Source organism: Ehrlichia ruminantium str. Welgevonden (genome assembly GCF_000026005.1).
In the GTDB taxonomy this organism is placed as follows: domain Bacteria; phylum Pseudomonadota; class Alphaproteobacteria; order Rickettsiales; family Anaplasmataceae; genus Ehrlichia; species Ehrlichia ruminantium.
Window position 1 is genome coordinate 1,319,905 of sequence record NC_005295.2, and the last position, 22,305, is coordinate 1,342,209.

At 29.2% G+C, this 22,305-nt stretch carries 16 protein-coding genes; 12 read left to right on the forward strand and 4 right to left on the reverse strand.

Features of this window, described 5'->3' with window-relative positions; genetic code table 11:
• Positions 1–16: 16 nt before the first annotated feature.
• A complete protein-coding gene (gene ubiE / locus ERUM_RS04165; protein WP_011155449.1) occupies positions 17–709 on the forward strand; it encodes a bifunctional demethylmenaquinone methyltransferase/2-methoxy-6-polyprenyl-1,4-benzoquinol methylase UbiE in 693 nt (230 codons plus the stop codon).
• A gap of 638 nt (positions 710–1,347) precedes the next feature.
• Positions 1,348–1,554, forward strand: coding sequence for a hypothetical protein (locus tag ERUM_RS04170; protein WP_011256169.1), 207 nt, complete (start codon positions 1,348–1,350; stop codon positions 1,552–1,554).
• A 603-nt stretch (positions 1,555–2,157) separates the two neighbouring features.
• Here ERUM_RS04170 and metG read toward each other — a convergent pair.
• On the reverse strand, positions 2,158–3,678 hold the full coding sequence (metG, locus tag ERUM_RS04175; protein ID WP_011155450.1) for a methionine--tRNA ligase: 1,521 nt from the start codon (positions 3,676–3,678) through the stop codon (positions 2,158–2,160).
• A gap of 356 nt (positions 3,679–4,034) precedes the next feature.
• On the opposite strand from metG, the gene ERUM_RS04180 reads away from it, so the two are divergent.
• The 4 genes from ERUM_RS04180 (at position 4,035) to cyoE (ending at position 9,300) form a co-directional block, all read left to right on the forward strand.
• The gene (locus ERUM_RS04180) at positions 4,035–5,282 is read left to right on the forward strand and encodes an aspartate kinase (RefSeq protein WP_011155451.1); all 1,248 of its coding nucleotides are present in this window, start codon (positions 4,035–4,037) and stop codon (positions 5,280–5,282) included.
• A 786-nt stretch (positions 5,283–6,068) separates the two neighbouring features.
• The gene (coxB, locus tag ERUM_RS04185) at positions 6,069–6,845 is read left to right on the forward strand and encodes a cytochrome c oxidase subunit II (protein WP_011155452.1); all 777 of its coding nucleotides are present in this window, start codon (positions 6,069–6,071) and stop codon (positions 6,843–6,845) included.
• An 8-nt stretch (positions 6,846–6,853) separates the two neighbouring features.
• A complete protein-coding gene (gene ctaD / locus ERUM_RS04190; protein WP_011155453.1) occupies positions 6,854–8,410 on the forward strand; it encodes a cytochrome c oxidase subunit I in 1,557 nt (518 codons plus the stop codon).
• Between the two features lie 2 nt (positions 8,411–8,412).
• Complete coding sequence (cyoE, locus tag ERUM_RS04195) at positions 8,413–9,300, forward strand: heme o synthase (protein WP_011155454.1); 888 nt, start codon at positions 8,413–8,415, stop codon at positions 9,298–9,300.
• A gap of 756 nt (positions 9,301–10,056) precedes the next feature.
• On the opposite strand, the gene ERUM_RS04200 is transcribed toward cyoE, so the two are convergent.
• On the reverse strand, positions 10,057–10,809 hold the full coding sequence (locus ERUM_RS04200) for an outer membrane protein assembly factor BamD (protein WP_011155455.1): 753 nt from the start codon (positions 10,807–10,809) through the stop codon (positions 10,057–10,059).
• Between the two features lie 179 nt (positions 10,810–10,988).
• Between ERUM_RS04200 and purD the strand changes: the two genes are divergently transcribed.
• Both purD and yajC read left to right on the forward strand, forming a co-directional pair.
• Entirely contained in the window at positions 10,989–12,254 is a 1,266-nt protein-coding gene (purD, locus tag ERUM_RS04205) for a phosphoribosylamine--glycine ligase (protein ID WP_044148748.1), read from the forward strand.
• Positions 12,255–14,168: 1,914 nt separating this feature from the next.
• Entirely contained in the window at positions 14,169–14,537 is a 369-nt protein-coding gene (yajC, locus tag ERUM_RS04210) for a preprotein translocase subunit YajC (RefSeq protein WP_011155457.1), read from the forward strand.
• A 900-nt stretch (positions 14,538–15,437) separates the two neighbouring features.
• On the opposite strand, the gene ERUM_RS04215 is transcribed toward yajC, so the two are convergent.
• Complete coding sequence (locus tag ERUM_RS04215) at positions 15,438–16,142, reverse strand: DUF2497 domain-containing protein (RefSeq protein WP_011155458.1); 705 nt, start codon at positions 16,140–16,142, stop codon at positions 15,438–15,440.
• 21 nt (positions 16,143–16,163) lie between these two features.
• Complete coding sequence (locus ERUM_RS04220) at positions 16,164–17,366, reverse strand: TolC family outer membrane protein (RefSeq protein ID WP_231837212.1); 1,203 nt, start codon at positions 17,364–17,366, stop codon at positions 16,164–16,166.
• A gap of 1,673 nt (positions 17,367–19,039) precedes the next feature.
• Between ERUM_RS04220 and rplM the strand changes: the two genes are divergently transcribed.
• The 4 genes from rplM to ppa all read left to right on the forward strand — a co-directional run bounded on the left by rplM (position 19,040) and on the right by ppa (position 21,784).
• The gene (gene rplM / locus ERUM_RS04225) at positions 19,040–19,504 is read left to right on the forward strand and encodes a 50S ribosomal protein L13 (protein WP_044148750.1); all 465 of its coding nucleotides are present in this window, start codon (positions 19,040–19,042) and stop codon (positions 19,502–19,504) included.
• Positions 19,504–19,965, forward strand: a complete 462-nt coding sequence (gene rpsI, locus ERUM_RS04230) for a 30S ribosomal protein S9 (protein WP_011155461.1) — start codon at positions 19,504–19,506, stop codon at positions 19,963–19,965. The genes rplM and rpsI overlap by 1 nt, the downstream gene beginning before the upstream one ends.
• An 8-nt stretch (positions 19,966–19,973) precedes the next feature.
• Entirely contained in the window at positions 19,974–21,017 is a 1,044-nt protein-coding gene (argC, locus tag ERUM_RS04235) for an N-acetyl-gamma-glutamyl-phosphate reductase (protein ID WP_011155462.1), read from the forward strand.
• Between the two features lie 245 nt (positions 21,018–21,262).
• Positions 21,263–21,784, forward strand: a complete 522-nt coding sequence (gene ppa / locus ERUM_RS04240) for an inorganic diphosphatase (RefSeq protein WP_011155463.1) — start codon at positions 21,263–21,265, stop codon at positions 21,782–21,784.
• Positions 21,785–22,305 lie beyond the last annotated feature (521 nt).

Below are 22,305 nucleotides of genomic sequence, written 5' to 3' on the forward strand. Positions count from 1 at the left end.
GCATATATAGATATCAATGAAGGAAAAGTCAAAATTTGTCCATCAGGTTTTTACATCAGTAGCATCTCGTTACGATATAATGAATGATATCATGAGCTTTGGTCTTCATAGATTATGGAAGGATCAAGTTGTTCAAAGTATTCACAAAGGCAGTTTACTTGACGTAGCATGTGGTACTGGGGATATAGCAGTAAAGGTAGCAAACTACAAAAAAGATGTAGATATTGTTGTATGCGATATTAATATCAATATGTTAAATCGTGGAAGGAATAATGCTGTAAATGCAAACATATTAAATCTAAAATGGGTATGTGGCAACGCAGAACAATTACCATTCTACGACAACACATTTGACTACTATACTATTTCTTTTGGTATACGCAATGTTTCTAATAGACAACTAGCACTAAATGAAGCATATAGAATTCTCAAACCTGGAGGTAAATTTATATGTTTAGAATTCTCCCCTTTAAAAAAGAACCATTGTCTTTATACATTATACAACTTTTATTCATTTAAAGTTATTCCCAATATTGGACAGTTAGTAGCAAAAGATAGAGCGTCTTATCAATACCTAGTAGACAGTATACAAGCGTTTCCATATCAAGATGATTTTATACAAGAAATACAGAATTCAAACTTCGTTCAAGCAAGATATAGAAATCTATGTTTTGGTATAGTTACACTATATACCGCATGGAAAGTATAGTATTAATCATAATTTCCAGTTGTCCACAATAACCAATACTGTTATAAATGAAACTGTGCAACATTTATGTAAATAATATTTTTATATAGTTATACTGTGTATTCATAAAACAAGTTATCAATATAAAACTTTGTTAAATTAGTTGTAGCAGTATCTAAATTATATAAAAAACAAGTAGTTCATATGTATTTTTATATGACATATTATAAACATATACACACCACAATTTTAATTATTAATTGCTTGATCCTATCAGGAACATTTATTAACTATAGCAAATAAACTACATATAACATTTGTAACTACTAGACAACAATTACACTCAAAATTCTTACCAATTATATTCAACAGTAATATTAAGAATCATTAAATTATTATCAAGTATCAACTATCGGAAAATACTAAATCTTTACAAATGAGAATTACTAATAACATACTAATAAATTACTGTACTTATTACATAATTTTTTAAGATTATCTGGAATCACTAAATATTCAATACACTACTTTTGTATTACCATTGATTACACGTAAAGCATTTTATATATACATTACTAGCATAAGCAAATTTGACCTTTAATACCAAGTAATAAAAAAATAATAACTAATTTCCATATAAAACAAACTCTCAACACTATATGGCAAATAATTACATTAATGATTATCAAAGACCTTTAGAAGAACATTCTCATACAACAATATATTTTTACACATCTCAACATATTACTAATACAGATAAATTAGAACATGAATATCAGGATAATAAACTAGAAAGAATAATTACCTATTTTCATATACAAACTATCAATATTGATATTAGTATACTATTACATTCATTGAGATAACGTTTAACATTACTTGAAATATTCGAATAATACAGAACATGAATATTAGGATAATAAACTAGAAAGAATAATTACCTATTTTCATATACAAACATCAATATTGATATTAGTATACTATTATATTCATTGATATAACGTTTAACATTACTTGAAATATTCGAATAATACAGAACATGAATATTAGGATAATAAACTAGAAAGAATAATTACCTATTTTCATATACAAACTATCAATATTGATATTAGTATACTATTACATTCATTGACATAACTTTAACATTACTTGAAACATTTGAATAATACAGAACATGAACATTAGGATAATAAACTAGAAAGAATAATTACCTATTTTCATACACAAATATCAATATTGATATTAGTATACTATTACATTCATTGACATAACTTTAACATTACTTGAAACATTTGAATAATACAGAACATGAACATTAGAATAATAAACTAGAAAGAATAATTACCTATTTTCATATACAAACTATCAATATCGATATTAGTATACTATTATATTGATTGATATAACGTTTAGTATTATTTGAAATATTGAATAATATAGGACAATATTTTATTACACTATTATCAAAATTATATAATTTTTGTAAAAATAGGTTCAGGTTTTGGTAAAATTATTCCCGTATCTATAGGTACAGCAAAATTATTAAAACTACGTTTGTACTCTGATAATGCAATCTGATCCAATATTTTAGATGATAAATATGGCATTATAGGCTGCAATAGTAATCCAACACATCTTATATATTCAAGTAACTTATATAACACAGCTTGCATAACTATAGGATCAGTTTTAGATAACTTCCATGGAGCTCTAAATGCAATATATTCATTTGCTATAGATGACAATTCTTCTACAATATGTATCATACCATTAAGGTTGTACTGATTAATACAAATTCTAACATTTTCCAAAATCTCTTGATAATTTGGTAAAGCATCCTCATCCTGAAATAGACTACTTGCCACATTTGGTATTGTTCCACGACATTCTTTATGCAAAAGCGAAACAGTCCTTTGTACTAAATTACCAATATTATTTGCTAAATCACAATTTATACAATTAATAATACTACTTCTCTTATAATCACCATCATTACCTACTGGCATTTCTTTAATTAAGAAGTACCTAACCTGATCAACACCAAATTCTTCAATTAATTCAAAAGGATTAATCACATTTCCTAATGATTTGGAAATCTTCTGTCCTTCATTAGTCCACCAACCATGTGCTAAAATTTGTTTAGGCAATGGTAACTCAGCAGCCATTAAAATAGCTGGCCAATATACTGCATGAAATCTCAATATATCCTTTCCTACTACATGAACAACTGTACTATTTTCATCAACCCAATAATTTTTATATTCACTACTATTAATCTCAGGAAACCCCAGAGTTGTTAAGTAATTTGTTAAAGCATCAATCCATACATAAATAATATGATTATCATCCTCCGGTACACTTATCCCCCAAGAAATATTTTGTCGTGATATAGAAATATCTTTCAATCCAGACTTAACAAAAGAGATAACTTCATTATAACGATGTTTAGGTATAATAAAATTCGGATGTTTATCATAAAAATCTAATAACCTTTCTTGAAAATGAGATAACCGAAAAAAATAACTCGGCTCTTCTACCCATTCTACTTCAGCACCAGTAGGAGCTTTGCCATCAATTAACTCTTTCTCTTGGTAAAATGTTTCATCCCTAACTGCATACCATCCAGCATAATTACCTAAATATATCTTTCCATAATTATATAAACGTCTCCATAATCCTGTAACTGCCTTTTTATGCCTGATTTCCGTTGTACGAATAAAATCATCATGACTAAAGTTCATAACACCTGCCAAGTGTTGAAAAATAGCACTAGCATGATCAGTAAACTCCACTAATGATTTATTAGCCTTTGCAGCTGCTTTTTCTATTTTCTGACCATGTTCATCAGTTCCAGTAATAAACTTTACATTATAACCATCAAGACGCTTAAACCTTGCAATAATATCAGATATTAAAGTTGTATAGACATGCCCTATATGTGGAACATCATTAACATAATAAATAGGAGTAGTCACATATATATTTCTCATAAAACAACAATATCACTTCTGAATAATAACAATTAATATATCACAATAATTCCATTTAGAGGATATAATACACATTTATACTATACTAGATACAGTATGCTTATAGAAATCAATACAAGTGAACTTTTAATTGTAACATCTCATAACAATACATTATATCTATAGTATAAACACATCAATTTCACTAATGATGTATTCATTGACAATTCATAATAAACCAAATCTTTATTTAATCAAACAAAGAAAAAAGATATTATGAAGTATACTATTACAGACCTTATTTTATCAATATTACAACTTTGCAACATACAAAAAATCGCTTATATTTAGGACTTAAATATTTCTAGCATATAGCAATGACTAAGATTCTAGTAAAAAAATTTGGTGGTACTTCCTTACAAAATATTAAATGTATTAATCAAGTAACAGAAATAATCAAACAAGATGTTTGTAGTAACCATAAAGTAGTAGTCATAGTTTCTGCTATGGGTAAGTTTACCGATAACATTATTTCCCAAATAAAAGAAATTTCCGATGTAAAATCCTATAATGAACTATCGGAATATGATTTGATTATTTCCTCTGGAGAACAAATCTCATGTGGTATGTTATCCTTAGCTCTACAAAAACTAGGAATTAAAGCACAGTCATGGTTAGGATGGCAATTACCTATAGTAACAACTGATGATCATACCAAAGCAAGAATAATGGAAATCAATACCTCTGCATTACAAGATTTCTTAGTTAATAATGACGTTGCTATAATCGCTGGATTTCAAGGAATGCATAAGGAAAACAGAGTTACAACACTAGGCAGAGGAGGATCAGATACTTCAGCAGTAGCTATCGCTGCAGCATTAGGAATAGATCTATGCTATATATACACAGATGTAGATGGAATATACACATCAGATCCTAACATAGTACCAAAAGCACGTAAATTAGATTATATCGCATATGATGAGATGATCGAGATGGCTTCCCTTGGAGCTAAGGTACTACAAGTACGTTCAGTAGAATTAGCAATGAAATATAATATAAAGCTGCATGTATTATCTACATTCAATTCTATAAAAGGAACAATATTATGTAAAAAAGGAGAAATCGAAATGGAAAGTCAGTTAATCACTGGTATTACATATAATAGTAACACAGCAAGTATTACGTTAAAAAAAGTTAGAGCTCTATTTGGTATTACTACATTATTTAGTATCATAGCAGACAATGGCATAAATGTTGATATGATTATTCAGAATATGGATAACAATGCAAACGATATAACATTTACAATACCAGAAGAAGACTTATCCATAACAGAAACACTATTAATCAAAATAAAAGATAAACTTATGTATGAAGAATTAATAATCAACCCAGATGTTGCAAAGGTTTCAGTGATTGGAGTTGGTATGATTTCTCATCCTGGCATAGCGTATAAAATGTTCGACACACTGACATCCAATAATATAACAATACTTGCAGTTACTACTTCAGAAATTAAAATTAGCGTACTAGTATTAAGAAAAGATGGCCAACTAGCAACACAATATTTACACTCTAGCTTCAAACTTGATTCACAATCAAACTTACATACAACAAGTTAAAAAAATTATTGTCATCTAGCTAGTAGTTTTTAATAAACTCATGATAATACTCTATAAACACAGAATAGTAGTACCATTAATTATGTAAAAAAAACAGCAACTATCAAATATACCAAAATTGACTCATTAGACTTAGAAAAGTATAGTATACTACCTATAAAATCTCAAATTCTAGTAGTTACTTAATAAAATACTGCATTTCAAAATAATGCTTAAAATATTACTGTACTCTGATTAGTAGTTTTGACAAAATTATATTAATAATGTTTTACAAGTATAAATAATATAATCTCAAGTAATATACAAATATAATTTCACAATACACTCGCAACTCGATAAATACAGCATAGTTCACCTAACACTCTTAAAGTATAACAACTACAATCTTAATATTATTAATTTTTAACACCACTACAGCAATTTTATGAAAAATAGTACCAGATAGTCTGATGTATAAGATTAAATTTTACTAATATTCTGAAATATCTAGCACAGTTATTGTAAAGCTGACAACAGTCTAATTTTACTATCTGAATATTAAAAACCATAAGAATTATATATTTTTTTATAAATTAAGTTTAGAATATTAGCATAATTAATTAATTTCATATTAGGAAACTACTCTCAGTCTCCTATTATTAAATATTTAAAAACCCTTTAGCATTTATTTTATACTAAACTTAATATTAGATTATTAAAGACATTTTTAGATAAATTAAATAGCATAAAATTATTGCATTTTTGCGATCAAAATGATAAAGATAAAATGATTAATAATGTAGTGTTATGTTAAGACTTATTATCTTTTTTTTCTGTCTATTTATTTCTTTTAGCACATTTGCATCATCACCTACACCATGGCAAATGGGTTTTCAGACTCCTGTAACAGATATAATGGAATCCATCATAAAGTCACATAACTTTGTTATGATTGTCATGTCGATAGTTACACTTGTAGTTTTTACCATAATGACATATGTAATCATAAGATTCAGGAAAAAACCTGAAGAAAAAGTAGTGTTCAATACGAAAAATTCTCATAATACTGCTTTAGAAATATTATGGACATTAATTCCCCTAATAATTGTAGGATTTCTCACCATAAGTAATGTTAAACTTATTAGGCATCAACAAAAAATTCCTCATGTAGAAATGACACTCAAAGCAATTGGATATCAATGGTATTGGGGATATGTCTATCCAGACCATAAGAATCTTTCTTTTGATAGCTACATGAAAGAATCAAGTAGTTTACAAGATGGTGAATTACGATTACTTGAAGTTGACAATAGAGTTGTTGTACCAATCAATACAAATATTTTATTGCAAGTAACAAGTGCTGACGTAATACATAGTTGGGCTGTCCCAGCACTAGGAATAAAAATTGATGCAGTTCCAGGTAGATTGAATGAAGCATGGTTTAACATTAAAACTCCAGGAACTTATTACGGTCAATGCTCAGAACTTTGCGGTAGATTACATGGATTCATGCCAATAGTAATCGTTGCTGTTGAAAAGGAGCAGTTTGACAAATGGATACAAGAAAAGACGCTTGAGCTATAGAGGTATACATGAGTAGTGAACACATACCACAAGGAATAAAACGTTGGTTGTTTTCAACAAACCATAAAGATATAGGTACATTATATATAATTTTTTCTATTATAGGTGGTATTGTAGGAGGGTTTTTTTCTCTCATATTAAGATTACAACTTGCACATATTAATGTGTTAGACAATAACTATCAGTTATACAATGTTATAGTAACAGGTCATGCATTAATCATGGTATTCTTCATGATTATGCCTGCTTTAACTGGAGGCTTTGGTAATTGGTTTGTGCCATTACTTATAGGAGCTCCAGATATGGCATTTCCGCGTCTTAATAACGTAAGTTTTTGGTTATTAGTATCATCACTAATTTTACTATGCACTTCTGTATTTATAGGAGAAGGTGCAGGTACAGGTTGGACTTTATATCCACCATTATCATATATAAATTCTCATCCAAGTGCAGCAGTAGATGTAGCAATATTTGCAGTTCATGTTGCTGGAGCCTCATCAGTTATCGGTGCAATTAACTTTATTGTCACAATATTCAATATGCGTGCTCCTGGTATGACACTCTTAAAAATGCCATTATTTGTCTGGACTGTATTATTAACATCTTTTATGTTAATTGTTACAATTCCAGTTCTTGGTGGAGCAGTTACAATGCTTTTAACAGATAGAAACTTCGGAACAAGTTTTTTTGATCCTGCTGGTGGAGGAGATCCTCTACTATTTCAACATTTATTTTGGTTTTTTGGACACCCAGAAGTATACATAATTATATTTCCTGCGTTTGGAATAATCAGTCAAATTGTATCAACTTTTTCACACAAAGCAGTTTTTGGATACTTGGGTATGGTGTTAGCATTACTAGGTATTGCTGCAGTTGGTGCAGTGGTATGGGCTCATCACATGTTCACTGTAGGGCTTAGTGCAGAAACAGTAACATACTTTAGTGTTACTACTATGTTAATAGGTGTTCTGACAGGTGTGAAAGTATTTAGTTGGATCGCAACCATGTGGGGAGGACAGATAGAGTTTAAAACCCCCATGCTTTTTTCAATAGGATTTATTTTTGTATTTGTTATAGGTGGAGTAACAGGAATTGTAATTTCACATGGTGGTATAGATAAAGCACTACATGATACATATTATGTAGTAGGACATTTTCACTATGTCATGTCAATCGCAGCACTATTTGCAGCTTTTGCTGCATTTTACTACTGGATAGGAAAAATATCAGGAAAACAATATAATGAATGCTTAGGTAAAATACATTTTTGGTTAACCTTTCTTTCAACGAATATTACATTCCTACCACAACATTTCTTAGGAATATCTGGCATGCCAAGACGTATTCCAGATTACCCAGATGCATTCATACCATGGAACTATATATCATCTGTAGGTGCAGGACTATCATTCTTATCTGCATTGTTTTTTATTTATATTGTAATCCATACTCTAAAAAAAGGCAAAGCAGCCCCCAGCAACCCATGGGGAGGTGATACATTAGAATGGACAATCCCATCACCTGCACCTTTCCATACCTTTGAAGACATTCCAAAGGTTGATTAAATATGGGAATACAATCCAGTACTATGAAGTTACCATTAATACATGAGATATCAGATTATTGGCATTTGCTTAAACCAAAGATTATGTATCTTGTTGTCCTCACAGGAGTTACAGGAATAATAATCGCTCCAGGTAACATTCATCCTTTAATTGCAGTAATTAGTACACTATGTATAGCATTAGGATCTGGAGCTGCTGGAGCAATAAACATGTGGTATGATAGTGATATAGATGCACTAATGACAAGAACAAAAACACGCCCTATACCTGCTGGAAAAATTTCCAGATCTAGTGCTCTTGAAGTTGGACTGGTATTGTCATTCATATCAGTAACAATAATGATGATAGCAGTAAATTACATATCCGGTATACTTCTAGCTATTAGCATTGGATTTTATATCTATGTATATACAATGTATCTCAAAAGAAGAACGCCACAAAACATAGTAATAGGAGGAGCTGCAGGAGCATTACCACCTATCATTGGATGGACATCTGTTACTGGGTCTATTTCTATAGAAAGTTTAGTATTGTTCTTGATTATTTTTATGTGGACTCCTCCACACTTTTGGGCATTATCATTGTTAAACTATCATGAATATGAAAAAGCAAAAATACCAATGTTACCAGTGACACATGGAATATTTACTACTAAAATTCATATATTAGTCTATAGTATTCTGCTATTCCCAATAACGTTATTACCAGGGCTTTTCCTAAAAGACCCAGTGTTATATGAAATAACAGCAATACCACTTGGATTAATGTTTGTAGTACAAGCTTTTCAAGTATTTAAATCAAGTATTTCTTATCATTACAGAGTAATGTTCACGTATTCAATCATCTATCTTTTCATTTTATTTACTTGCATAATGCTTTCTAGTTTTTAGCTTACAGTAATGTTACAACACAAAAAATAATAACAAACTATATACTTATATTATCTATTGTAATAGATTAATCATAAAATTAGTACATATCAAAGCATTCTTGTTTACAGTACTTTTCATTAACTACATAATTAGATATAAAATATAGAAAATACACAAATCACAAATTATGCAACTGCTTTAATGTACAATTTACAGTCATTATCCTATTTTTAATACAATAAAACATTAAAATGTATTCATAAGTCAATATAAGGAAACTTCATATACAGATAAATACCTATATAACAACTACATATAAAAAAACAGTAGCTTCTTATATTGCACCACTTAATAAGTATCAATTAAATTGATCAATTATATGAACTAATATCACACAGTATCTGGTTATACTATAAAGTACTATATAATAGTAGTTTCAAAACAAAACTTATAATTAATAACCAAGTTATTACACAGACTAGTATCACAAAAAATAAAATATAACTGAAAAATCATAAAGTTAGTGATGTCTTATATACTTGCGGTACAACGAATGTCTAACATATTATATATCGACACTTGATACAACAGATACCCTGCCATATTGTGATAATACATATTACCTACAAAAGATCTCCGATAATAAATACACATTTTCTTATAAGTATCTTTACCTATCTACAAGCAAAGTATACCACTACAATTAAATACCACACCCTTTATACAGAACGTACTCTATATTCATTGAGTACCCATTTTACCGAAAAGTCTTTTTTAGTTATGGGACAATACATACCACTCACTACCTACACAGCATTCCTGTAGTAAAGATATATACTTTTTATAAGCATCCTTATCTCCTAGAGATAAATACGCTTCAGCAGTTCTATAGACACTTTCTGGAAAATATCTTGTATTCTTGTAACGCTTCAGGATAGTACTAAATCTTCTAATAGCAGCAACATACTCTCCACGTTGTAAATAAAATTTACCTATTGAAAATTCTTTTGCCGCAATATGCTCATGCACCATGTTTAATCTTAAGTTCACTTCTTCTAAATACTGAGAATTAGGGAACAAACGTACAAATTCATCTAATAATTCTGAAACTTTATATGCAACACTTTGGTCACGGTCTATATCATTAATCTGCATGTAATTTGCCATAATACGTAAATAATACGCAACATCTATATCCTCACTATCAGGATATAGATTTATATAATCTTCTGCATAAGTTGCCGCACGTGAATAATTTTCTAATTCATAATTTAAAAATGACATCATAATACGAGCTTTAATAGCTACTGGAGAGAATGGATATAGACTATCTATTTCTTCAAGATCTTTCACAGCATCCTTATACTGTTTATTACTAGACTTCTTTAAAGCACTTTCATATATTCCATCCGCTGTTCTATTTTCAACAGATTTTACAACACGTTCCTTACTCAAGAAAGCACAACTAACAATAAAAAGGCAACTTATCAGAACTAATATATTCTTAAAAACCTTCAAGTGATACATAATTAATCACCTATACTATATAATATAAAAATTAAAACTTATTGAAACATAAAGATCTGTCTGAGACAAGCAATTTTTACGCACATCCTTGTATAAAAAGGTACACTCATTAATACTATTGACAACCACAAGATTGATACTAGAATTCACAAGTACACATAAACTAAAGGAGCATGCTAATGAATGTATTGGTAATTGGTTCCGGTGGACGTGAGCATGCAATGTTACATAGCATTCGCAAGTCCACACTATTAAACAAGCTATTTATTGCACCAGGACGTGAAGGAATGGAAAATTTAGCAGAAATAATAGATGTAGATGTCAATAATACCATAGAAGTAATCCAGATATGTAAGAAAGAGAAAATTGATTTAGTAATCATAGGCCCAGAAATAGCATTAATGAATGGTTTGTCAGATGCACTAACAGAGGAAGGAATACTTGTATTTGGTCCATCGAAAGCTGCAGCTCGTCTCGAGTCTTCAAAAGGTTTCACAAAAGAATTATGTATAAGATATGGAATACCTACAGCAAAGTATGGTTATTTTATTGATGTAGGACCAGCCTGTAAATTCATTGATAAACAGAAGTTACCTTTAGTAGTAAAAGCAGATGGACTCGCACAAGGTAAAGGAACTATCATATGTTATACACATGAAGAAGCTCATAATGCTGTAAATGCAATGTTATTAGGCAATAAATTTGGAGAAGCAGGACACGCTGTAATTATTGAAGAATTTCTTGAAGGCAAGGAAATTAGTTTCTTTACATTAGTTGACGGATCTAATCCAATAATACTAGGAGTTGCACAAGATTACAAAACTATAGGAGATCATAATAAAGGACCTAATACCGGCGGTATGGGATCATATTCCAAACCAAACATTATCACACAAGAAATGGAATATATCATAATTCAAAAGATAATATACCCTACTATCAAAGCAATGTTTAACATGAATATACAGTTTAGGGGCTTATTATTTGCCGGTATAATCATAAAGAAAAATGAACCTAAATTACTTGAATATAATGTTCGTTTTGGTGATCCTGAAACACAGTCAATTTTACCACGTTTAAATTCTGATCTTCTAAAACTTTTATCACTTACAGCAAAAGGAAAACTAAGTAATGAATCAGTGGAATTAAATAAAAAAGCTGCTCTATGTGTAGTAGTGGCTAGTCGTGGATATCCAGGAGAATACAAGAAGGGCTCTATAATTAAGGGAATAGAGGAAATTGAAAAACTACCTAATATCCAGCTATTACATGCAGGGACCAGAAAAGATGGAGATAATTGGGTATCAGATGCCGGTAGAGTGCTTAATATCGTAGCACAAGGTGAAAATCTAGCTAGTGCAAAACATCAAGCATATGCAGCTTTAGATTTATTAGATTGGCCAGACGGGGTATATAGGTATGATATAGGATCATGTGCATTGTAATGTATTAATCTATTAGTCCAGTGCATAATGTATCGTTATACTATTTCAGCTGCATAAAATCACAGTTGATATGTTATAAATGTTTTACTTATTTATTCTAATCATGCCATACTAGCATGTTATTAAAATAACATCAGTAACTATTATCTTATTTACTGAGTTAATCATCGGTATAAATAAACATCCTTCTACAATTTTAATTGTCTACAGCAATAACATACCATATTGAATATAATATGAAAAATTATTAGTTTTAACATATATTATATATGTACACAATTTATATGTACATAATAGTAAACTAGTATTCCTATTAAGATAACACAAATAATCTACTATAGTAATAATAGCATTAATCATAAATAGCTTTAGTTTAAATTTTTACAGCAATAACACACTACTAATACTACTTGAATACAGTATAAAAATTACTGACTTTAATATATCATGACACGTATGATTTGGATGTTAAATTAGAAGGAACTTCAACTATAATAAAACGTTAGCTTCTTTTTAAAATTGAGTACTAGTATTTAATCTAAATAATATTAGATAGGCTATCATTGTGTTTTAGAGTGAAATTCTTACATTAACAATCTAGCTATCAGTATTAACTATCACACAGTACTAAAAATTATCATAAAGATATTTTTATACACTACCTAAGTATACACAATATATAACTATCAACTGTAACAATAAACACATATATATGTGAACAAAAGATTGCTTTGTTTATTACACACAACATTACTACCAGAATAATTAGGTAATATTATTCACACATTTGCTTATAACAGTTTTTATATTATACATATTTTAAATATATCGCTCTATATCTAGTGGTAATATGTAACATAGTTAAAAATATAACAGTGACATTATATGAGTAATGTACTTCTTATATATTTCAAGTAATAATCAGTAGCACAAGTTGTTTATACCCACTACCTATGCTAAATCAAGTTCAAAGATTTTTATAACCTGATTAATATAAAATACATGAGCTTAATCTACATCCAATAATATATACCTAGTAATACATGTACAAGATTTAATACTATATTGATATTACAAGACATGTTTTCTACATTATGTAATAGTTACTTAATCTAGATTGATAATCACAATACACAAATTTAAAAAAACACAACAAATATAAATCAATGCATACCTTAGATCAATAACTGTTAGATTTGTGAATTTTATTACCACCCCACTATACTCATCTACCAATTTAATAATAATAAATACCACTAATAACTCATTATCTACTTATTAACTAACACAAAATGTTAGTTATGCGCAATTATTGATATTATTGTAAAATGACATACAACTTAAACTTTCTCATAATTTTACACACATCTGTATCACTCGACAACAGTCATACTAGGTTTTACTGACAACAGAGACAATACTTAATAATATAAATAACGTCACTATTGATATTACTATAAACTTGATAAATAAATTTTTACTGCAGTATTACTTAAAAAATACCGCTTTACGTAATTATAGAACACTATTATAGAAATCACATTCTTCTTGTAGATAACTATAAACTTTATCATAATTTCATACAAACCAGTATTACTTAACACCGATAACATCAATTCCTACTAGCATAGAACAGATAATTTATTCAATATAAAAAAGCAACTACTGATATTATTACTGTAAATTCAATAAATAAATTTTATTATAATATTACCTTATAATGCTGTGATAATTTAACATAGTATATTATCTAATATAGACTACAACATGTAATGATCATTTAATCATACTTAACTATCTATAAGCAGCATATCAATATACTACATGAGAAAATTTCAAACCAAATTGGCAATTGACAACCTATGTTATTACAATTATAGTTAAGCTTCTATGTAAACACAAATGGTCATGAACATGTCAATTATATCTGAAGTTTTTGCAGCAGCAGCAACATCATCAGCTTCAGCTTCAGGAGTTGGAAGTTCAATTGCAGGGTTAGTCCCTTTAGTGTTGATTTTCTGTGTATTCTATTTTTTTATTATCAGACCACAACAGAAAAAGATCAAAGAACATAATAAACTATTAGAAAGTATAAAAAAAGGTGATAAAGTTATTATCTCCAATAGTATATTCGGCATAGTTACAAAAGTTGATGCAACAGGTGGGCACTTTTTTGTAGAAGTATCAGAAGGTGTGGAGCTTAAAGTGTTAAAGTCTTCAATTTCCGAAGTATTAGATAAAAATAATAAGCCAACTCCTGCTCAAGAAGCTACTTCTAAATAACTAGCTTTTTTATGTTATCTAGATAGTTGTATATTTATCAAGTTATAGTCAGCATATGCTTTTATTGTTGTTACATGTTTCTATTAACTTGTATCAAATACAATTAGTAGCACCACTATAATTTACTAGTACTTATATGCATATCTAATATATATTAAATATAAATTCTCTTTCTCTCACTAAAACATATAAAACAACTACTTATTATTGTGTATTCTTTTAATATAAATAGTGTACCAAAGTCTCCCAAAAACTGCATAAGCAACTACATACTCATAATCAAAAAAGTACACTATATATCAAGTAATATAGAAAACCCCTTAAAAAATATTGCTATTCAAGAAATACAAACACATACCTATGTTAATATATCATGGAAGCCTATATACTTCAATTATATGTTATTAGAACCATATAAATAAACATATTATTACATAATGACTTATTCAGTAACCTTAAACACTCTTATAACATATACGATAACTTTAATACTTAAATAATGGATTTCTTATTTCCTATCATATATGACTAAATAACTATATATGCTATACCTGTATAAAAAACACTAGATTACTAAAAGTTTATGTTACACGTGCTTATTTTTTATATAACAGTTGAAGAATGAGCTCATATTTTTATAAAATCACTTTACTGTCACATAGATTAGCATGGCTACTACCTAATCTTAGATGCATAAAATACTAAATGATAACAAATTGATGTCAGGATTACTTAGATACATATAATTTAAAATATGCTATTTAGTAAAACTTCAATTAAATACCACATCAATAATAAATAATAGTAACCTCATTCCTTTATAACATTACAAAGTACCAGCTTAAACCTATAACTCTCAACATTTAATATTACAAAGAAAACTAATATATCTAAATTTCCCTAACCTTGATTTGATTTTTTTACTATATGTTTAATTTCCCGTTCAACAATATCTTGTACTACTTTTTGTAGATTATTGTTAAGCCATGTAGATAACTCTGGCTTGAGTATACTTATTACTAACTCTTCTATAGTAGGGCTTTTATCTTGAGCAGTAACACTAGGCAATGTAGTATAATGATGTATTTGTGTGATGAGTTTTTTTATTTCCTCACTACTTGCAAAAACATTTTCAGGAGACAGCAAGTTCTGGTGATGTATTTCTTTAATTTCTGATGATGCAGTACCTTCAATTTTTGATAATCCTTCTGATATAGTATGTTTTGTTGTTAACCGTCTTTTTTGAGACGATTGCTCTATAGATATAAACTGATTCATACTAGATAGCTGATCAGGATAAATTTTTTCTCTTGTCATTGCTACTTCTATATCAGGCTTTATATTGATCTGAGACACTGGACTTATGGGCACTGTTGTTGAAAAATCAGCCATAGCTTGAAATGTTTGATTGATTTCACTTAATGTATTACGTGCACACTGTATATTATTTAACTCCACAATATTTTCTGGATCTTCTAAGTTTAATATTTCATTACTAGTATCCTGTTGATCAGTAACCAAATCTGTCGTATCATTGCTAGACATAACTTTCCTAATGTTAGCAATTACGTCTTTAATAGACTGAAAATTATTAGTATCACTCATAAATTTATCATATTAAATAAATTAATTAATATTCAATTGTCCGATCAAAGCAAGTAAATTATATATACTAATGATAACATTACTCTGTACATTAACTAAATTTACTTTTGCCTTCAATAACTCTTCTTCTGCATCTAACACATCTAGAATCGTCCTTAAGTTTAATTCAACTTCTTTCTTAACTCCAAATAATACAACTTCTGTATACTTTACATGATCTTGCGCAGCTTGTAGCATAGAATTAGCTGTAGAAATGCTCTCCCAATTTGAAACAATAGATTCTTTTATCGAATTCAATGCTTCATAATATGCATACATTTTTTGTTTTACAGCAAGCTCAGACTGTGTCACTGCTCCAAGATTAAGTCCTTGCTGAAATATAGGTAATGACATCTTAATCTCAAAAACATCTTCAGTTTTTTGAATATCCTTGTTAAGAATATCAGTTTCTGTATAGGAGGTAACAGCTGATACACTAATAGAAGGCAATAAATGCCCAAGTGCAATTAAAACACCTTGTTTAGCTGCTTTATGTCCATTGTTAGATATCTGTAAAGAAAGATTATTCCGTTGTGCAATCTCTAAAGCCTCTTCCACTGAGCTTGGTAACACAGGTGCAACAGGATCTTGTAAATCAATTGGCAATTCTCCTATTGTATGAACATAACTAGCTTCTGCAGCTTTCATATTACCATACGCCTTAATGGATTCTGACTTAGCAGCAGATAACCTAGCAGTTGCTTGTGATACATCTGTTTTTGTCACTTCTGCTAAAGCAAATCTTTTTTCTGTAGCCAATAAATGCTCAGTTAAAACCTTTTCTGTATGTTGAGTCAGCTTATAAACTTCAGATGTTGTTAAAACTTTCATATACGCTTTTACTGCATTAAGGAGAACGTTTTGTTTTTCTAATAAGAAATTGATTTCCTCAATATTCGTTAAATATTTAGCTTGCTGAAAAGCAGCAGCATCAGCTCCACCATTGAATACCTGTTGCGTTACACTAATACTCATGTTTTTTATGTTATGATCTGAAGTCAGACCAGGAAAACGTGAGTTATATGAATATACAATCGATGGTAAAAATTTTGATATACTACTCAGTTTGAGTCTTTGTCTATTTTCTAAAGAACCATAGAACTTTGCTTTTATACTAGGATTATTTTTCAATGCTGCATGCAATGCTTGATTCAGGTCAGTACAATAACTACCATGAGGCAGCATAATTAATACCATAATCAATATTAGGATGTAACAGGTTTTATACATACAAAATCTAATAAATTAAATATTTCTAGTATTATGCAAAAAAATTATACTGACAACGATTAAACTGTAATTAATTTTCATTAGCAAGCATTAAGTGTAATTTAAATGATATAACACTATATCACTAGTTATACATCCAAGTATAATTGGAAAATTGGTTATTAACCAGATTATACTACCATAAAATACAATTACGGGATCTTTTTTTTTATAAATCCACCATTTACCCTAAATAATCTAGAAAACTTAGACTAATTCAAATAATATACCTTATCAAAGAATATCTAAAGTGTTTAACTGATTTAGTTAATATAACAAAACAACTCAATAACTGATATACATTAAACTAGAAGTTTTACAACACTAAATAAAATGGTGAAACACCCAGATTGATTAAATACAATTTTTTACCCTTATCCTGGAATGGATAACATAAATCACAAATTCTCAAGAGATTAAATAAACTATATTCAAAGTAACTGCCACCCCCAATATATTCCTTGTTAACTAAAAACAAATCCCACTACACCAACATCAAATGAGTTTTTTATTCTAAATACACGAATATTATATAAAAATAGCAATAGTTAAATCTACTACTTTAGAATAACAAATAATCCACTTATCAACTAGGAACCATTATCAATACACTGATAACTTAGCAAGTTACCAATTAATTGCTCAAAGTTCAACATTATTTAACATAACATTCAAATATTTACCTTTAACAAATTTTCCTATGCTGAATATACAAGTAGTATTAATAACATGACTCAAAAACACCCTATCAGTAAGTTAATAATAAATGTAGACATCATTATGGAATAGTACCAATGTATTTCAAGTAAGCCATTGACCAGAATAATAAATATACTTATTTAATTACTAATACATAAACACTGCCTAGTCATATAATTATTATATAAATCACTAGCTTCTATATAAATAAGCCAGTAGACACCTCTATATTAGTCAATTACAATAGATTAAACTAATATAACCCAGGTAGAATGGTTACTTATATTATCAAATTATCACCTACAATCAACCAAACTTAGTAACGAGAAACAGTAAATTAAAGCATTAACTTGATAATACTAAAAAAGTACTTGCTTTACTAACATTGTATAGTTAATTTAACAATCTTATTACAATCAGAGAAACAATAAGCCAAGTACACCTTAAAATCCATAATATAACTTTAGGTCAAACATTTACAATTTTAAACTATACACTATTGAATATCATCAAGATAAATATGCATAAATTCTCAGTCTATAAAATAGAACATAATCTTATTATTAAGGTAACAGTATTGTTTGGAGATAAAACAAATTTATCTGATGTTCAGGTAGGTAGTTGATCTGGTATTACTATTTTATGTTATGGATCTATCCATCAAAACTCCATAAAGTAAACACTATATGTGATAACACTCTTTAATATGTTTATTTTTGTATTTTACTTAATTTTAAATAATCACCATTATTACATATAATACAGTTATTGATTTTGCTTATTTATATTCTCTGTTAGTCATTTAATTTTAAGATTAAATACTTAGTGAGTTTTTATTGACAAGAAAGCATTGTATTATTATCATCAGAGCTTATTAGCAATGGATGCATATGGAGACTTTTTCTTTAAAAGCAAGTCAGATTAATAAACGGTGGGTTGTAATAGATGCAAGTGGAGCTGTAGTTGGTAGGTTAGCTGCATTTGTAGCAACTGTTTTGCGTGGCAAGAATAAACCTGAGTACACTCCCCATATGGATTGTGGTGATAACGTAATTATTATTAATGCAGAAAAGGTACAATTTACAGGCAATAAGTTAAAACGTAAGGTTTACTATAGGCATACTGGTTATCCTGGAGGAATAAAGAGTTGTACACCAGCTGATTTATTTTTAAATAAGCATCCAGAACGTATAATCAAAATGGCAGTACGCCGTATGCTCAGCACTGGTCCAATGGCACGTTGTCGTTTAAAAAACTTATATGTATATTCCGGCCCAGAACATAAGCATAATGCTCAACAGCCTGTACAGTTAGATTTTTCATCAATTAATATTAAAAACAACAAGAGGAAATAATGGATAGCAATCCTGATATGTCACCTAATTACCAGCATGAAGGTAATCAACCTAAAAGTATAAAAGTAGATGCTCATGGACGTGCTTACGGAACAGGTAAAAGGAAGGAAGCTGTTGCACGTGTATGGCTAGCAGTAGGAAAAGGTAATGTTACCGTAAATGGTATGGATCTTTTTAAGTATTTTAAGAAAAATACTTTATGTAGGAAAGTTTATAATCCATTTATCGTAACATCAACATCTGGTTGTTATAACGTCATTGCAACTGTAAAAGGTGGTGGTATTTCAGGACAGGCTGGTGCTGTAGCTCATGGAATTAGTAAAGCATTAGCTGACATTAATCCTAGCCTTCACGCTATCTTACGGTCTGGTGGCTTGCTGACTAGGGACTCACGTGTTGTGGAACGTAAAAAGTACGGTCAACACAAAGCTAGAAAAAGTTGTCAGTTCTCTAAAAGATAATCTCCAAAATGAGTTATCAAGTATCAGTTGCCGTAGTTGGAGCTACAGGTTATGTAGGTGTGGAATTAGTACGTTTATTACTTTTTCATCCTATGGTGAAGATAAAGTATTTATGTGCTACTCAATCTATTGGAAGTCTGTTATCTTCTCATTATGATCATGTATTAAAAGACAGTATACCAGTTAGTATATCATGTTTTTCTTCTATTGATCTATCTAAGGTAGACGTAATATTTCTGTGTTTACCTCATGGACAATCAAATGAAATTGTAAAAAAAATCCACAATGAAGTAAAAATTATTATAGATTTATCAGCTGATTTTAGAATCAAAGATATTGATACATATAAAGAGTGGTATGGAGCACATTGTTGCCCAGACCTAATACAGGATTTTGTATATGGATTAACAGAAATATATTGGGAAGAAATTAAAAAGTCACGTTTTGTGGCTTGTCCAGGATGTTATGCTACCTCTGCACTAGTACCATTGTTTCCGCTATTAAGACTTCGTTTAGTAAAAAGCCAGAATATAATAGTCGATGCAAAATCAGGTGTAAGTGGCGCTGGCAGGTCTGTTGATCAAAAAAAGCTCTTCTGTGAAATTCATGATGTTATAAAGTCATATAATATTTCAAAACATAGACACATACCAGAAATAGAACAGGAACTTTGCTTTGCAGCATGTCAAGAGAACATTAATGTACAGTTTGTACCCAATTTAATCCCAGTAAAACGTGGAATGTTATCTAGTATATACCTTGAATTGGAAGAAGGTGTATCTCCAATTGATATACGAGAAGCACTATTAGTTTTTTACAAAGATTCTAAATTTATCTTCATTGATGAAGAGAAAGCTATAACAACTAAATCCGTTATAGGAACAAATTATTGTTATATAGGAGTCTTTCCAGGCAGAATACCTAATACAGTTATTATAGTATGTAACATAGATAATTTACTTAAAGGAGCATCTGGTCAAGCAGTACAAAACTTTAATATTATGATGTCTTGTGATGAAACTACTGCACTATTAAATATACCATATTTATAGAGTGTCCTTCCATGCTAAAATCTCAAATAAATTACTATTACTACACCATCAGTTACATATTTTCATACAGTACAAAAATTTCTATGTTATCTTACAGAAAGGTATTATATATTTAAAGTATCTTGTACTTTAATAGAAATATGTTGAAGCATAGGTATATTGACTAATGCTACAGTAATATGAACACTTGTTTCATACTATAGCATTTTATATTGTTTATTATGTATTATACTAAGAGGTTAATTATGAATTTAGATAATGTAACTAGTGGTAATAACGTACCTAAAGAAATAAACGTTATTATTGAAATTAGCCAAAATTCTTACCCAGTAAAATACGAATTTGATAAAAAGAAAAACTTATTTTGTGTAGATAGATTTTTACCTACTTCTATGTATTATCCATGCAATTACGGCTTTATTCCACATACTTGTGCTGGAGATGGAGATCCAGTTGATGTACTTGTTGCATCTAGATTTCCAATTACAAATGGAGTATTGATTTGCGCCAGACCAGTAGGTGTGCTAGTTATGCATGACGAAGGTGGAGAAGATATTAAAGTGTTAGCTGTTCCCGTTAATAAAGTAGATCAGTATTATTCTAGTATACAAAACTATACAGATTTCCCTGTATCATTCTTAAATTCAATTTCCCATTTTTTTACATTCTATAAAAAGTTAGAAGAAGATAAGTTTGTATCAGTAGAAGGATGGAAAGATATTAGTGCTGCAGAAACATTTATATCAAATGCTTTGCTCAGTAAATAGCAAACTCTTTAAATATTTTACAGATGTTATGTAGGTGCTATTAGTGTAGAACACATAATTCAATACCACAAGCTTTTCGGTAATAATACAAACATATAACTTTATATGTTTATAATATGGTTAGCTTGAGGTATTCGATTGCAGTATATACTAAAATTTATTCAGTACGAGTATGAAAACAATAAAATATTATACATATGATATTTCACTCTTATACAGTTGACTTCATAACAAATATTGATTTTATTTTGTGTCACTATTAGACCCATTAGAAATGAGTTATAAAACATATTTACTAATTACCTGTATAAATAGTCAAGTAAACTGGCTAGTATCTATTTAATATCAAATATACTACTACAAATAGTAATTCCATTTACATGACTCTTAAATTTATTGAGCATCATATCTAACTTGCTTACTAATTTGCTTGACAAATTATGGAATAGTGTAAGGGATCATACAAATACTTTCATGTTAAAACGCTTATTTACATATTTTACTACCTACTAGATCAATTG

What these genes read in the sequence shown, in the direction of transcription:
- ubiE (WP_011155449.1), top strand. Translation starts at nt 17, where the DNA reads ATGAAGGAAAAGTCAAAATTTGTCCATCAGGTTTTTACATCAGTAGCA.
- ERUM_RS04170 (WP_011256169.1), top strand. Translation starts at nt 1,348, where the DNA reads ATGGCAAATAATTACATTAATGATTATCAAAGACCTTTAGAAGAACAT.
- metG (WP_011155450.1), bottom strand. Translation starts at nt 3,678, where the DNA reads ATGAGAAATATATATGTGACTACTCCTATTTATTATGTTAATGATGTT.
- ERUM_RS04180 (WP_011155451.1), top strand. Translation starts at nt 4,035, where the DNA reads ATGACTAAGATTCTAGTAAAAAAATTTGGTGGTACTTCCTTACAAAAT.
- coxB (WP_011155452.1), top strand. Translation starts at nt 6,069, where the DNA reads ATGTTAAGACTTATTATCTTTTTTTTCTGTCTATTTATTTCTTTTAGC.
- ctaD (WP_011155453.1), top strand. Translation starts at nt 6,854, where the DNA reads ATGAGTAGTGAACACATACCACAAGGAATAAAACGTTGGTTGTTTTCA.
- cyoE (WP_011155454.1), top strand. Translation starts at nt 8,413, where the DNA reads ATGGGAATACAATCCAGTACTATGAAGTTACCATTAATACATGAGATA.
- ERUM_RS04200 (WP_011155455.1), bottom strand. Translation starts at nt 10,809, where the DNA reads ATGTATCACTTGAAGGTTTTTAAGAATATATTAGTTCTGATAAGTTGC.
- purD (WP_044148748.1), top strand. Translation starts at nt 10,989, where the DNA reads ATGAATGTATTGGTAATTGGTTCCGGTGGACGTGAGCATGCAATGTTA.
- yajC (WP_011155457.1), top strand. Translation starts at nt 14,169, where the DNA reads ATGTCAATTATATCTGAAGTTTTTGCAGCAGCAGCAACATCATCAGCT.
- ERUM_RS04215 (WP_011155458.1), bottom strand. Translation starts at nt 16,142, where the DNA reads ATGAGTGATACTAATAATTTTCAGTCTATTAAAGACGTAATTGCTAAC.
- ERUM_RS04220 (WP_231837212.1), bottom strand. Translation starts at nt 17,366, where the DNA reads ATGCTGCCTCATGGTAGTTATTGTACTGACCTGAATCAAGCATTGCAT.
- rplM (WP_044148750.1), top strand. Translation starts at nt 19,040, where the DNA reads ATGGAGACTTTTTCTTTAAAAGCAAGTCAGATTAATAAACGGTGGGTT.
- rpsI (WP_011155461.1), top strand. Translation starts at nt 19,504, where the DNA reads ATGGATAGCAATCCTGATATGTCACCTAATTACCAGCATGAAGGTAAT.
- argC (WP_011155462.1), top strand. Translation starts at nt 19,974, where the DNA reads ATGAGTTATCAAGTATCAGTTGCCGTAGTTGGAGCTACAGGTTATGTA.
- ppa (WP_011155463.1), top strand. Translation starts at nt 21,263, where the DNA reads ATGAATTTAGATAATGTAACTAGTGGTAATAACGTACCTAAAGAAATA.